Source organism: Butyricimonas sp. (genome assembly GCF_019423355.1).
GTDB classification, from domain to species: Bacteria; Bacteroidota; Bacteroidia; order Bacteroidales; family Marinifilaceae; genus Butyricimonas; species Butyricimonas faecihominis.
The window spans coordinates 25,673-39,140 of record NZ_JAHZBP010000003.1; the positions used below are offsets into that span (position 1 = coordinate 25,673).

At 42.8% G+C, this 13,468-nt stretch carries 13 protein-coding genes; 11 read left to right on the forward strand and 2 right to left on the reverse strand.

Annotated elements, in window-relative coordinates:
• Positions 1 to 160 precede the first annotated feature (160 nt).
• Both QVC79_RS05165 and QVC79_RS05170 read left to right on the forward strand, forming a co-directional pair.
• Complete coding sequence (locus QVC79_RS05165; protein WP_270594440.1) at positions 161 to 1,861, forward strand: TldD/PmbA family protein; 1,701 nt, start codon at positions 161 to 163, stop codon at positions 1,859 to 1,861.
• Positions 1,862 to 1,948: 87 nt separating this feature from the next.
• The gene (locus QVC79_RS05170; RefSeq protein ID WP_270594438.1) at positions 1,949 to 3,598 is read left to right on the forward strand and encodes a metallopeptidase TldD-related protein; all 1,650 of its coding nucleotides are present in this window, start codon (positions 1,949 to 1,951) and stop codon (positions 3,596 to 3,598) included.
• Between the two features lie 83 nt (positions 3,599 to 3,681).
• Here QVC79_RS05170 and QVC79_RS05175 read toward each other — a convergent pair whose 3' ends face one another.
• A complete protein-coding gene (locus QVC79_RS05175) occupies positions 3,682 to 4,110 on the reverse strand; it encodes an Hsp20/alpha crystallin family protein (RefSeq protein ID WP_151412066.1) in 429 nt (142 codons plus the stop codon).
• A gap of 271 nt (positions 4,111 to 4,381) precedes the next feature.
• Between QVC79_RS05175 and QVC79_RS05180 the strand changes: the two genes are divergently transcribed.
• The 5 genes from QVC79_RS05180 to QVC79_RS05200 all read left to right on the forward strand — a co-directional run bounded on the left by QVC79_RS05180 (position 4,382) and on the right by QVC79_RS05200 (position 8,727).
• On the forward strand, positions 4,382 to 5,260 hold the full coding sequence (locus QVC79_RS05180; protein WP_270594436.1) for an energy transducer TonB: 879 nt from the start codon (positions 4,382 to 4,384) through the stop codon (positions 5,258 to 5,260).
• 157 nt (positions 5,261 to 5,417) lie between these two features.
• Complete coding sequence (locus tag QVC79_RS05185; protein ID WP_124316280.1) at positions 5,418 to 6,329, forward strand: DnaJ C-terminal domain-containing protein; 912 nt, start codon at positions 5,418 to 5,420, stop codon at positions 6,327 to 6,329.
• An 11-nt stretch (positions 6,330 to 6,340) separates the two neighbouring features.
• On the forward strand, positions 6,341 to 6,652 hold the full coding sequence (locus tag QVC79_RS05190; RefSeq protein WP_087419485.1) for a chaperone modulator CbpM: 312 nt from the start codon (positions 6,341 to 6,343) through the stop codon (positions 6,650 to 6,652).
• A gap of 203 nt (positions 6,653 to 6,855) precedes the next feature.
• A complete protein-coding gene (locus QVC79_RS05195; protein WP_270594434.1) occupies positions 6,856 to 7,785 on the forward strand; it encodes an energy transducer TonB in 930 nt (309 codons plus the stop codon).
• A gap of 42 nt (positions 7,786 to 7,827) precedes the next feature.
• Positions 7,828 to 8,727: an energy transducer TonB gene (locus QVC79_RS05200; RefSeq protein WP_270594433.1), complete on the forward strand. Its 900-nt coding sequence runs from the start codon at positions 7,828 to 7,830 to the stop codon at positions 8,725 to 8,727.
• A 13-nt stretch (positions 8,728 to 8,740) separates the two neighbouring features.
• Here the strand turns inward: QVC79_RS05200 and QVC79_RS05205 are convergent, their stop codons facing one another.
• Positions 8,741 to 9,661, reverse strand: coding sequence for a DMT family transporter (locus tag QVC79_RS05205; RefSeq protein ID WP_270594432.1), 921 nt, complete (start codon positions 9,659 to 9,661; stop codon positions 8,741 to 8,743).
• A 64-nt stretch (positions 9,662 to 9,725) separates the two neighbouring features.
• Here QVC79_RS05205 and QVC79_RS05210 point away from each other — a divergent pair, with 64 nt between their 5' ends.
• From QVC79_RS05210 to QVC79_RS05225, 4 genes are all read left to right on the forward strand, one after another.
• Positions 9,726 to 10,937 carry a dicarboxylate/amino acid:cation symporter gene (locus QVC79_RS05210; RefSeq protein WP_124316284.1) on the forward strand — a complete coding sequence of 404 codons (1,212 nt, stop codon included), beginning with the start codon at positions 9,726 to 9,728 and terminating at the stop codon, positions 10,935 to 10,937.
• A gap of 433 nt (positions 10,938 to 11,370) precedes the next feature.
• The gene (locus QVC79_RS05215; RefSeq protein WP_124316285.1) at positions 11,371 to 12,174 is read left to right on the forward strand and encodes a KilA-N domain-containing protein; all 804 of its coding nucleotides are present in this window, start codon (positions 11,371 to 11,373) and stop codon (positions 12,172 to 12,174) included.
• Between the two features lie 41 nt (positions 12,175 to 12,215).
• A complete protein-coding gene (locus tag QVC79_RS05220; RefSeq protein WP_270594430.1) occupies positions 12,216 to 12,815 on the forward strand; it encodes a TetR/AcrR family transcriptional regulator in 600 nt (199 codons plus the stop codon).
• A complete protein-coding gene (locus tag QVC79_RS05225) occupies positions 12,812 to 13,414 on the forward strand; it encodes a TetR/AcrR family transcriptional regulator (protein ID WP_270594429.1) in 603 nt (200 codons plus the stop codon). Before QVC79_RS05220 ends, QVC79_RS05225 begins: the two co-directional genes overlap by 4 nt.
• The last annotated feature ends 54 nt before the right edge of the window (positions 13,415 to 13,468 follow it).

Consider the following 13,468-nt stretch of genomic DNA (forward strand, 5'->3'; position numbering starts at 1 on the left):
TAGAAACTAAATTAACAAAGTTAACAGCTGAAAAGGGAAGAATTAACAAAGAATTAATGTAGATTCATTTTGAATAACAAAATGAGAACTATAATTTTGTTGATGGAAATAGTGCGTGATCTTCAGAGATCAAAAAATTAAATGATTAAAACAATTAGAGATGAAAAAATTAGGATTGATTATTGTTAGTTGTATCTTCTCGCTGTTATCGGTGCATACAACGTATGCGCAGGAACAGGATAAGTTGTTGCAACTATTGAAACAGGAGTTGGCAGCTGATATGCAAGAGCTGCAGAAACAGGAGAATCCTCCCTATCACATGAACTTTAGGGTGATGGATGATCGGACGGTGAATATTTCGAGTTCTTTCGGGGCCACGATGATGTCCGTGGAACAACATTCTCGTTCAATGGTTCCACAAATTCGGGTGGGAGATACTATTTTAGATAATTTTAAATATAATGCAATGGGTGCCCCGGCAGATCAACGTGGTAATGTACGGGTGGCTTATTTGGGATTGGATGATGAAAAAGGTGCTGATGCAACTCGTCAGGCAATCTGGGCTGAAGTAATGAAACGTTATGATTTTGCCGTGGAGGCTTACCAGAGAGCGAAAACTCAAAGTCAGGTGAGTGTTGCTGATGAGGATAAAGCTCCTTCATTCTCTGCGGCTCCGGTGGAGAAATATTACGAGGCACCTCTTCCTGCTGAGAAGTTGACGGTTGACCAAGCTGCTTGGGAAAAACGTTTGAATGAAGTTTCTGCGGTATTTAAAGCATATCCGTTATTACAATCGGGTGATGTTAGTTTGACGTTCCGAGTGCTTCGGAATTATTTTGTAAATACGGAAGGAACTGAAGTTGTGCAGAATAGAACATATGCACGAATCATGATTAGTGCTTCCATGAAGGCAGAAGACGGTATGGAGTTACCGTTGAATATGTCATACTTTGCATACGATCCGAAGGACCTTCCGTCTAATGACCGGATGATTGCTGACGCTAAGGATATGGTAAAAAGATTGACCGTGTTGCGTGATGCTCCGGTTGTTGATCCTTACACGGGACCCGCTATTTTGTCCGGTCCGGCTAGTGGGGTGTTCTTCCACGAGATTTTCGGTCATCGTATTGAAGGTCACCGTTTGAAAGGTGGTGGTGAAACTTTTAAGAAGAAAGTAGGCGAGTTGGTTTTGCCTGCAGACTTTCAAGTGTATTGCGATCCGACTTTGCGTAGTTATGCCGGGGAAGAGTTGAATGGTTTTTATTTGTATGATGATCAGGGAGTGAAAGCTCGCCGGGTTGATGTCGTGAAAGACGGTATTTTGAGAGAGTTCTTGATGAGCCGCGTGCCGTTGGATGGATTCCCGCATAGTAATGGGCATGGACGTACTGCCGGAGGTGGTGATCCTGTATCCCGTCAATCTAATTTGGTGGTGGAGACAACAGCACCTCACACGGAGGCTGAATTGCGTTCCATGTTGATTGAAGAGGCTAAAAAACAAGGAAAAGAATACGGGTACTATTTTAAAGAAGTAACCAGTGGTTTCACGTTGACCGGGGAAGGTGGTAGTTTGAATTCATTTAACGTGACTCCCTTGGAAGTGTACCGAATCTATGTAGACGGACGTCCGGACCAGTTGGTTCGTGGGGTGGATTTGATTGGAACCCCGTTATCCATGTTCTCTAATATTGTATGTGGAGGTGATGCTCCCAGCGTGTTCACGGGAGAGTGTGGTGCGGAATCCGGTTGGGTGCCTGTAACGGCTAGTTCCCCAATGATTCTGGTAAATAAGATCGAGACTCAACGTAGACAGAAGTCAAGAGATTTACCCCCGATCTTACCGGCTCCGCAGAACAAATGAAATGGAGAATTGAAAACTGAAAATGAATAGATCGAAATCATTGAGGCTTGGAGTTCTTCGGTCGTAAATTTTAAATTTAGAATAAAAATGAAATATATATTATCGATTATATTGTTTTTCCTGTTGGCAGGATCATTATCCGCACAGAATGAGCAGGATCAGGTGATCTTTAAGGCTATGCAGGATGAGATGCAACGTAGTAAGGAGCAATTGATGTTGCCGGGTATGCAGAAACCATATTACTTGTCTTATACTTTGGGACGTACACATCAGTTTGAGGTTGTGGGTGCGTTAGGTGGTGTTACTAATTTTTACGAGTCCCCTTGGAGTGCCGTTGGTGGGGTGCAGATGTTTTTGGGAGATTACGATCATAATAATGATATTAATTATGTATGTGCTTCTGTTCAGGCCGGAATGCCGGAACAGGCTGATTATGATGTAATCCGGAGAAATTTCTGGTTAGGATCAGATGCCATGTATAAATGGTCTTTGCAGGCAGGAGCGATGAAGGACGCTTATTTGAAGGCGAACCCGAAGACTGCCGAAGAAACTGCCGTGAAGGATCAACAGAAGGTGGATGCCGTTACCCGGATCGAGGAACCGAAAAATGCTTACACGATTGATAGAGCAAAATTAGAGAATATTGTAGAAGAATTATCTGCTATTTTCAAGGACTATAAGGATATTTATGATTCATCCGTGGCTATTACCGGACAGGAAATGGAAGTGTACAAGTCTACCACGGATGGGGTTGTGCTGAAAGAACCGTTACGTTATGCAAGCTTGGTTGCCTCTGCTTACGTGATGACAGAAGATGGCGTTCGGATTGATGATGCATATTCCGTGCTTGTTGCTCGTCCGGATGATTTGCCTTCTTTGGATGAATTAAAGAAAGGGGTTAAGGCTTTTGCCGATAACTTGATCAAGTTGAAGAATGCGCCAGCAATTACAGAATATTATGCAGGTCCGGTGTTGCTTGAGGATGGTGCTTGTTCATCTGTTTTTATAAGTAACTTCTTGAAACGAGGAGCTCTCTTCGCTTATCGTAAACCCGATACCGACCGGGCTCAACCGATGAAAACGTTAGATGCTCGTTTGGGAATGAAGATTGTAGACAATCGAGTTTCTATCAAAAATTACAGCTCTTTGGATAAGTATAATGGAGTTTCTTTGTTAGGAGCTTATAATATTGATGCAGAGGGTATCGTGCCTGCCAAAGAGATGACATTGGTTGAAAATGGTATTTTCAAAAGCATGTTGAATGGGTGTACCCCGACTTTGTACGCTCCTCAATCAACGGGTAGTTCTCGTTTCTTGTTGTCCAGTAGAAATGGAATGTTTTCCACGGCTCCGGGTACCATTCATATTGAAGTGGAGAAAGGAACGAAACCGGAAAAGATGAAGAGCGCATTGATTAAAGCTGCTAAAGAAGAAGGTTTGAAGTATGCTTATATCGTGCGGAGTTTAGCGGGTAAAGCTTCTCGTATCTATCGGGTAGATTTGGATGGTAAGGAAACTCAAGTCCGTTTCGGTGATGTGAGTGGATTGACATTGATAAATCTGAAACGTATGTTGAATATTTCCAGCAAGGAAAATGTAAGCAATTATATTTTGAACGGTCAATTACTATCTTCTTTAATATACCCGTCTTCAATCTTGGTTGAGAACATCGAGATTAATAAATCAGACGTGAAGAAAGACAAAGAGCAAGTATTGACTTTCCCATTACAACGGTAAGATTATTTTAAGGTATTAGAACACAGGGAATAAAAAAGAAGCGATCGAATTGTTCGATCGCTTCTTTCATTGGTTACCTGTCTTTATTTAATTTCAATGGTTCTCTCTGCTTTTTTAATCTCTTCCTGAGATAGTTTCGGCAAGTCGATGGTTAGAACTCCGTGTTCAACCCCGGCAGCGATTTTCTCTTTATCCACGTCATCCGGTAAGATCATGGTTTGTTGGAATTTCGAGTATGAGAACTCCCGGCGTAAGTAGCGATGTTCTTTTTGCTCCTCTTTACTCTCGCTCTTTTTCTCCATGGAGATTACTAGATTGTTATCCTCGTCTATGCGAACGTTGAAATCTTCTTTTGTCATACCCGGAGCTGCAACTTCAACTTTATAATCTTTTTCGGATTCGATTACGTTGATCGCTGGTGCGGTTGCGTTTGCTCTTGTCATCCACTCGTTATCAAAGAAATCATTAAAGATACTTGGTAACCAATTTTGAGTTCTTCTTACAGGCATCATAATTTTAGTCTCCTATCTTTAAATTCAACATTATCATTTAATTGGATTCAGGTTCTTTGTGAACCTGCATTCGATTATAGTTAATGCAAAGCATGTGCCAATGGATTTTGAGGACTTTTTGTCACTGATATTATGTCAAATTTTCAGTGTTTATGTCAATTAATGACGAGAAAAAAAGCAAGATTAAATATTCAAATTTCTAATAATAATTGTAGCTTTATACCTTATTTTAGCAAGAGGATAGAGTAACTTAATGACAAATAAACATCGTATGAAGAAAAACTACAATTGGGCTAAGGCAACGCTTGTTATGGGTTGTATGCTTGGTTTGGGGTGGCTGGCTACCCCGGTAATGGCACTGGACAGGGACGTGCGGTTAATGGATGAAGATACGACAATTATGGTAGTTGCCGAAGTTCAGCCGGAATTTAACGGGAATTTGAATCAATGGATAGGGGAAAACGTGCAATACCCGGAAGAGGCGTATGCCAACCAAATTGACGGGCGGGTGTTCGTGACTTTTGTGATTGAGAAAGATGGGGTCGTGTCTCACGTGCGAGTGGTTCGTTCTGCCCATCCGCTTTTGGATGCGGAAGCACTTCGGGTGATCTCCGGAATGCCGAAATGGAAACCGGCTATGTCGGGGGGAAAGGCTGTACGTTTTGAAAAGACTTTACCGATCACGTTCAAATATACGCCACAAGAGACCGAGTTGACTTATGAGCAATATTTGAAAAACTTGGAGGAAGAACAGGAAATGCTGAAGAAAGGGGAGAAAATGAGTTTGGAAGATATGGCTCGCCGGGTGAATGCTTTCAAGGAGCAATTGGGAGATGATGCCACGTTGCGTAAATTATTGTTGGAAAAGAGTCAGACGATTAAGGGTGAAATTGATAGTACGGTAAAGGCTCAAACAAAAGTGTTGAAGCTGAAAAAGAATGACGTGAAGGAGTTGACAAAAATCTACGAGGACGAGATTAACACGAAGATTCAACTGATTGAAAGTTTGGGAACAGATCAGTTTATCAGTCATTTTGTTGAATCCGAACTTGAGATGAGAAAGATCGAGATGGACAAGATGCTAAAGATTAAAGACCTTTTGAAAGATCGGTTCAAATTGTATTTTGAGAATTATATCTTACGGCATTGATAATATTTTTATTGTATACTAAAGGGGCTGAATTCAGCCCCTTTTTTTGTTGCCACATTGTCAGTTCGGTCGTAACAATGCGTCAGTTCAGAACGTATATCAAAGGTTGGTACGTAGTTTGTATTGACATATTATAGAATGTATAAATTATAAAAGTATGGCCTATATAGATTACTATAAGATTTTAGGAGTTGATAAAAGTGCTTCGCAGGATGATATCAAGAAGGCTTTTAAGAAACTGGCCAGAAAGTATCATCCGGACTTGAATCCGGACGACCCGAATGCCAAGCAACGTTTTCAAGAGATTAACGAGGCGAACGAGGTATTGGGTGATCCGGAGAAACGGAAGAAGTATGACCAATATGGAGAGAACTGGAAACATGCCGACGAGTTTGAGGCCCAGAAACAGCGTTACCAACAGCAAGGCGGTGGAGGTTTCGGGAGTGGAGTTCATTGGTCATCGGAAGGCGGGTTCTCCGGCATGGGCGGGGATGGCGAGTTTTCGGACTTCTTCGAGTCGTTATTCGGTTCCCGTCGGGGTGGAGGAAGGTCTGCCGCATTCCGAGGACAGGACTACAATGCTGAATTGCATTTGTCATTCCATGATGCCGCACAGACACACAAACAGGTGTTGGCTGTAAATGGTAAAAATATACGTATTACCGTTCCGGCCGGGGTGGCTGACGGGCAAACGATTAAATTGAAAGGACAAGGCGGACCCGGTGTAAACGGGGGACCTGCGGGAGACTTGTATATCACATTCGTGATCGCGGAAGACCCCGTGTTCAAGCGTTTAGGAAACGATCTGTACGTGACGGCTCCTTTAAACCTGTACTCGGCTGTTTTAGGAGGAGAACAGGTGGTGGATACAATGAATGGTAAAGTAAAATTGAAGGTAAAACCCGGAACCCAGAACGGGGCGAAAGTAAGGTTGAAGGGAAAAGGTTTTCCCGTTTACAAGGAAGAAGGAAAGTTCGGTGATCTAATCGTGACTTATTCTGTGGAGATTCCGACAAATTTGACGGAAAAACAGAAGGAGTTATTCCAAGAATTACAAAAACTTAGCTAAAGGGAAGAGTTATGGAAACAGATTTAATTATAGTCAGGGAATACTGTCAGAAAAGTCACGTGGATCCGTTGTTTATCGTGTCTTTGGAAGAAGATGGACTAATTGATATTCAGGTTGTCGATGGTGAACGCTACTTGCTTGGTTCGCAATTACAGGACTTGGAACGATTTGTCCGGTGGCATGAAGATTTGTCTGTCAACACGGAAGGAATCGGTGTTATCCACGAGTTGATGGGACGTATGCACGAAATGCAGCAGGAACTGAAGCAACTGCGTCGAGAAGTCCGATTACTTCGAACGAACTATTTGGAAGAAATACTGTAATGTTTCATGAAACATTACAGTATTTTTTAGTTTACTACTTTTGCGTCTGTTCCCAATAAGAAGAACCAAGAAAATAAGCGATATTTTTCAAGATAATTGTATACGGGTGAAAATGCTGTGTTTTTATTATTTGGAGGAATTATTGTGATTATTCCATTTTATTTGTACTTTTATACAGATTGTATGTTCAAATTGTGCTAGAAATGGAAATAATTGAGATTGCCTCTAAGGTGTGGTATAAATTGTACGTGATTCTATTTTGTTGTATTTTGAATGCAGGGATCTTGAATGCGTCGGGGCGGTCGGATGGCAACACGACGGTTTATGCCGTGGCTGAACCTTATTCGTATGATGAGTTTATTGCCATGTTAGACCGGGAAGGAAAGGTCCCATTGGAAAATATTCAGGAAGAGACGGATCCGGCAATCATACAGATGTACGTGGCACAGAAACAACAATTCCTGAGGGGTGGGGGAAGAGCTTTGAAATTGGCACTTGATAGGATGAGTCCGTCGTATAATGTGAGAGCGTCTGCGGGTTTTGTTCGGGAGTACAAGTTGAATAAAGGACAACAGAAAAAATTGGAGGCCGTGTACAAATGGAAAAGCCTTGAGCAAGATAAACTGATAAAGAGAATGGGTAAGAAGGATCTGATGAAAAGATATGCGGAATTATCACCGTTATTCGCTCATTTGAATATCTTGGAAGAGGCGAAAATAAGGGAATGTATGAATCCCGAACAACACGCGTTGTATTTCCGTGATTTGATGGAAGAAATGAGAATCTCCCACCAGCCCGACGATAACGAGCCTTGTTCCTGTAAATGTTTTTATCATCTGAATGTTTCTTTACTGGGAATCGGGGGGATACAGAACTGGATTGTAAGAGAAGTGAAGTACCCGATAATGGCACAGGAGCGTAATATTCAGGGGAAGGTGGTCGTGGGTTTCCTGATCAATACGGATGGGAGTATCTCCGATGTTCACGTGGTTCGAAGTGTGGACCCGAGCTTGGATGCGGAATCTGTGCGGGTCATGCGCCGGTTGCCCTCTTTCGCTTCGGTGATATGTCCGATCCATAAACGGAAAGTAGCTGTTTATTATACAGCTCCGATAAATTTCCAACTTCAATAGTTTTTTGTAAAATAAAGATAATACTGAATTAAATTGTGTTCTATGGCGTTTGTTATTAGTTGTTTAAGGAAGAAAGGTTTTATGCTTTCGTTATGTTTCTGGGTGCTGTCCGCTAGTGCTTTTGCCCAAGTGTCAATTAGTCGGACGAATTCACTATCGTATGAAAACTATCTTCAAATGCTGGATGAGGAAGCAAAGATTCCTTTGTCGGAGATTCAGGAGGAGGAGAATCCGGAACATTTGAAGGAACGGATGGCATTATATCGTAAAGGCGATAGGGGAACCTATAACTGGCGGTGTATGGGAGTGGAGCGGGCGGATGAATACGCTCCCCTGTATGCGATTGACGTGATCAAGCATGCGGGGTTACAAAAAACGACAGCTAACGTTTTGGAGAGCGTGTTCCGTCATTTTTATGATATGGAAATGAAAATGTTGAAAGAAATCGGGCCCAAGAAATTTGTTCATAAATACATCGTTGCTACCCCGAAATTTGCCCATCTGAATATTCTGAAAGAGGCAAAATTACGTGAGGTGATGGATCGAGACGATCATGTTCGTTATTTTATGAAATATATCTTACCTGCCGTTTCCCGTTCCCCCGGCCAGGTGATCGAGAAGGATGAATTTAAATGCGTGCATTACGTGCGAGCACCCTTGTTCGCTCAAGGGAATTTTGCCGTGTGGATTGGTGAGAATGTGAAATACCCGAAGGATGCACTACAAAATAACTGGCAAGGTCAGGTTGTTGTCAGTTTCACCGTGGAGCTTGACGGGTCTGTTTCAAACGTGCAAGTCGTGAAAGGTGGTGCCTACAGCCTTAATGTGGAGGCTGTCCGGATCGTGAAATCAGCCCCGAAATTTATTCCCGCATGGTGCCCGCTCCACCAGAAGTACGTGAGAAGAAGCATGACCGTACCCATCAGTTTCAAATTGCAATAGAGGTCGGTAACGATCACTTCGCCCCGTTGCCCATATCCGCCCGGGCTTTACTCTGCGTCACGAGATAGACTCCCGTGAACACCAGCAAGGCAGCAACAGGTTTATCCCAAGTTAGCTTATCCTGCCCCATGAGAATGGCGAGGGTGGCGGCTACTAGGGGTTGTGCGTAATTGTACATGCTGATTGTCGTGGGGCGGATGCGTTTCAAGGCGATCGGGATGAACAGGTAAGCGAGGAAGGTGGCGAAAAATACCACGTAGAAAAGGCTGGCCAGAGCGCTTAGAGAAGTTTCTGCCGAGAATAGTTTAGCGTTTACCACGTCGTGCATGCTGAACGGGAGCATGAGGATCGTTGAGAACAGGAACATCCATTTCATCAGGGTGACCGGGGAATAGCGCTGGGCGATCGGTTTCGAAATCACGAGATAAGTCGCGTAACTCACCACGCTAATAAAACAGAGCAGGTTGCCCATCAACGAACCGCCGTGTCCTTGGTTTATCGTGTAGGATTGCCAGATGATCAATAGCGCCCCACAGGCCCCGATCAGTACCCCACCCGCCTTCTTGGAAGTAATCGGTTCTTTTAGAACCAATGCCGAAATAAGCATCACCATCACGGGATTCATCGTGACGATCAATCCGGCATCAATAGGGGAGGTCATTCCAAGTCCTTCAATGAATGTAAGTTGATTAACAGTTGTACCTAAAATGGCACAAAAAAACAGGATTAGTAAATCTTTTTTACTTACTTTCTCGTTTAAGGTAAATAGGGAAACCGCCCAAAAGGCGAGTGCCCCGAATGACATACGTAGGAACGTGAGGCCTACAGGATCAATCCACTCCGGCATTAAGGTTTTGGCGATAGGAATGTTTATTCCAAAGAGGATGTTCGCGGCGAAGATGGCTATGTGGCCATGCCATTTATCTTTTGTCATAGGCTCATGATTCTTATATTGTTATGCGAATGTAAGGTTATTTTTAATATAATTAGATGGGCGTATGAAAAAAAAGAAGATAGGATTATTGCCAAAGATCGTGATCGCGATAGCTTTGGGTATAGCGTGCGGACTTTTCTTCCCCGGTTGGCTGGTAAGAATTTTCTTAACGATAAATGGTTTGTTTAGTAATTTTCTCGGTTTTATCATCCCGTTGTTGATCTTGGGGTTGGTGGCTCCGGGCATTGCCGATTTGGGTAAAGGGGCCGGGAAATTGTTGTTGATAACTGCTTTGCTGGCGTATGGATTTACCCTGTTTTCGGGGTTCTTCACTTACTTTGCCAGTGACTTGAGTTATCCGTGGTTATTGAAAGATGCCGAGTTGCAACCGCTGGAAACGGCGGCGGTGGAACCTTTGTCTCCTTATTTCACGGTGATGATGCCCCCTTTGATGGACGTGATGACTTCTTTGGTTCTGGCTTTCACGCTAGGTCTGGGAATGTCAGTGATTAACGGGGCCACGTTGAAAGGAGCGATGGAGGATTTCAAGGATATTATCAACAAGGTGATCACGGGGGTGATTATTCCTTTGTTGCCGCTTTACATTTTCGGCATCTTCCTGAACATCTCGAATTCCGGACAGGTTTCGGGTGTGTTGGGCGTATTCGTGAAAATCATCGTGATGATATTTTTCTTGACGATCGTTCTGTTGTTTATCCAATTCTTTATCGCCGGGATCGTGTCGAAGAAGAATCCGTTCCGGTTGTTCCGGAATATGTTGCCGGCTTACATGACGGCCTTGGGAACACAGTCTTCTGCTGCGACGATTCCCGTGACGTTGGAGCAAACGATAAAGAATGGTGTCAACCGGGAATTGGCCGCTTTCGTGATCCCGCTTTGTGCCACGATACATTTGTCAGGTAGCACGATGAAAATCGTGGCTTGTGCCATGGCGATCATGTTGATGTCGGGTATGCCGATTTCTTTCGGGGTGATGGCCGGGTTTATTTTCATGCTGGGAATCGCGATGGTAGCGGCCCCGGGGGTACCGGGCGGTGCGATCATGGCGGCTTTGGGGTTATTGCAGTCCATGCTGGGATTTGACGAGACGGCTCAGGGGTTGATGATCGCCTTGTATATTGCGATGGATAGTTTCGGTACGGCTTGTAACGTGACGGGAGATGGTGCGATTGCCGTGATTATGGACCGGATCAACAAGAAAAGTAATCACACGGGGACTCTGGAAGAACTAGAAGAGGTGGTCGTGGTGGAATGATCTGGTATTCAGTCCGATTTAATACATAAAATGAAAATGAATATATGATTACTTCCGGATCACTATCGTGTAAAGCGCTATTAGAACGCTATTAAATCCCTATTAAAACGCTATTATATATAGCGTTTTATAAGTTCTTTTATTGCTTTTTAAAATGATTATATGCAGAATTGATCCGTTAGTAATCATGACTTGTTGCTAAATATATTTATATCGTGGGGATTACATGTTATTAACTGTTGTTTGAAGACAATAGTTTCACGTGGTAGCGTGAATCTAAATGTTAAATTTAAGATATTCAGTTTTTATCTTTATATTTGCACTAGATAGTGGATGCTATTACGTATGTGATTCATAACAGAAGAATTTAAAGCCGGTCTTTTTTAGAGCGAATTCTAGTAAGTTCGTAGCTGATAACTAATAATTTGAATTTATGACAAAGATTAAAGTTCAAAATACAGAAGTGACAGTCATCATTTATGACGATAAGGACTATATTTCCTTGACGGATATGGTACGTAACATCGAAAATGGATTAGCTCTTATCGAGAAATGGCTACGTAACAAAAATACAATAGAGTTTTTAGGTATATGGGAGGAAATGTACAATCCTGATTTTAATTCCCCCGAATTCGAGGGAATTAAAAATGAGGCTGGGTTGAATCGGTTTATTTTATCTGTGAAGCAATGGGTGGAAAAAACCAACTCTAAAGGTCTTATCGCCAAAGCTGGTCGTTATGGTGGAACTTATGCGCATAAGGACATTGCCTTTGAATTTGCTTCTTGGGTTTCTCCACAATTTAAACTTTATCTTTTGAAAGAGTTTCAGCGGTTGAAGGAATTAGAACAAGCTCAACTTGGTTGGACTGCCAAACGTGAACTTTCCAAGATTAACTACCGCATCCATACAGATGCCATTAGGCAGAATCTTATTCCATCAGAGGTAACAATTCAACAGGCAAATATCATTTATGCGAATGAAGCCGATGTCTTAAATGTAGCCATGTTTGGCGTGACAGCTAAAATGTGGCGTGAGCGAAATCCTGAACTTAAAGGAAATATTCGTGATTACGCTTCCATCAATGAACTTATTTGTCTTTCGAATATGGAAAACCTTAATGCTGTTTTCATTGAGCAAGGAATTGCGCAAGGAGAACGGCTTGTTAAGCTGAATCAAGTTGCCATTCAACAAATGCGAATACTGGAGGCTGATGGAAATAGGAAGTTATTGAAATAGTATGATTATTTGTATCTTTGTCTGACACAAAGCGAGCTATTATGACAGAACCTCGGGAAGAAATAGTAAAAAAGGCGTTTCTGCAATTCTTGAACAGGGGATATAAGGCCTGTTCGCTGAAAACATTGGAGCAAGCCACGGGCTTGACCAAGGGCGCTTTTTATTATTACTTCAAGGATAAGAAGGAGATTTTGGAGGCGGGGATGGAACGGTATTTCAGCGTGATGAAGGAGGAGAGTGGGAAGGATGTGGAGCGAGTGGTTTCTCTGCGGGAGTACATTGATCTCGTGATCAAGAATAAAGAGGAGAGTGCCGATGCCTCCCAGAGAGTTTTCGGATGTTTTATACTGGAAGTCTTGTTTTTCCAGCTGGTGCTGGAAGTGGCCCCGATCTTTCCGGAGTTCCGGGAGCGGATATACACGATTTCCAAGAGGCGGTTGGCGAACTGGGAGCGTGCTATCTTGAAGGCTAAGCAAAGCGGGGAAATTCGGGCGACATTGGATACTTCGGTTTTGGCGCGTAACTTGATGTCCGTGTCGAGTAGTATGTTGAATATCGAGTTGGAACAGGCGAATTTCCAGTATATGTTTTCAGATACCCGGATGCAGTTTGAACAATATTATATGTTGATAAAGAAATGAACGGAACGAGAGACACGATTATCGAGACAGCTTTTTTGTTGTTCCTGAAAAAAGGATTCAAGGCGGTTACGCTTACCGACTTGGAGAAGGCCGTGGGGATGACGAAAGGGACGTTTTATTATCATTTCTTGAACAAGGAGGAGGTTTTGAAAGAGGGGGTGACGAGGTATTACCGTATGTTGAATAACCGACGGGCCGAGGAGATGAGTCGGGTACATTCGTTGCGGGAGTTTGTTGACCTGACGATCCACAATTTGGAAAGTATCGGGCATTACGGGGCAAAACGTTTGGATAGTGATATTCCTGAAATTTTGTGTCTCTCGCTGATAGTAGAGGTGATTTCCTTGTACCCGGAATTTAAACAGATGGTGAGTGACACGAAAATCTCGTGGATGTCGAAGTTGGAAGGTGTTATCTTGGAGGCAAAACGGGCGAAAGAGATAAGAGATGACGTGGACACGTCGATTTTGGCAAAGAATTTGCTGAACATAAGCATTGGGTTGATAAATTATATCGTTATGCATCAAGATATTTCTTATGCTTTATCATCGGTGCGTTACCAGTATGAACAACTTTATTCATTAGTAAAAGCTCGATAAAGTTTTTACGGGAGTACATACCGAAAAGTATAAATTTGAAGAGGCTTGAAGTTA

Excerpts from the sequence above, each read along its gene's own strand:
- QVC79_RS05180 (WP_270594436.1), top strand. The coding sequence starts at position 4,382 with ATGAAGAAAAACTACAATTGGGCTAAGGCAACGCTTGTTATGGGTTGT.
- QVC79_RS05185 (WP_124316280.1), top strand. The coding sequence starts at position 5,418 with ATGGCCTATATAGATTACTATAAGATTTTAGGAGTTGATAAAAGTGCT.
- QVC79_RS05200 (WP_270594433.1), top strand. The coding sequence starts at position 7,828 with ATGGCGTTTGTTATTAGTTGTTTAAGGAAGAAAGGTTTTATGCTTTCG.
- QVC79_RS05195 (WP_270594434.1), top strand. The coding sequence starts at position 6,856 with ATGGAAATAATTGAGATTGCCTCTAAGGTGTGGTATAAATTGTACGTG.
- QVC79_RS05175 (WP_151412066.1), bottom strand. The coding sequence starts at position 4,110 with ATGATGCCTGTAAGAAGAACTCAAAATTGGTTACCAAGTATCTTTAAT.
- QVC79_RS05215 (WP_124316285.1), top strand. The coding sequence starts at position 11,371 with ATGACAAAGATTAAAGTTCAAAATACAGAAGTGACAGTCATCATTTAT.
- QVC79_RS05210 (WP_124316284.1), top strand. The coding sequence starts at position 9,726 with ATGAAAAAAAAGAAGATAGGATTATTGCCAAAGATCGTGATCGCGATA.
- QVC79_RS05225 (WP_270594429.1), top strand. The coding sequence starts at position 12,812 with ATGAACGGAACGAGAGACACGATTATCGAGACAGCTTTTTTGTTGTTC.
- QVC79_RS05220 (WP_270594430.1), top strand. The coding sequence starts at position 12,216 with ATGACAGAACCTCGGGAAGAAATAGTAAAAAAGGCGTTTCTGCAATTC.
- QVC79_RS05170 (WP_270594438.1), top strand. The coding sequence starts at position 1,949 with ATGAAATATATATTATCGATTATATTGTTTTTCCTGTTGGCAGGATCA.
- QVC79_RS05165 (WP_270594440.1), top strand. The coding sequence starts at position 161 with ATGAAAAAATTAGGATTGATTATTGTTAGTTGTATCTTCTCGCTGTTA.
- QVC79_RS05190 (WP_087419485.1), top strand. The coding sequence starts at position 6,341 with ATGGAAACAGATTTAATTATAGTCAGGGAATACTGTCAGAAAAGTCAC.
- QVC79_RS05205 (WP_270594432.1), bottom strand. The coding sequence starts at position 9,661 with ATGACAAAAGATAAATGGCATGGCCACATAGCCATCTTCGCCGCGAAC.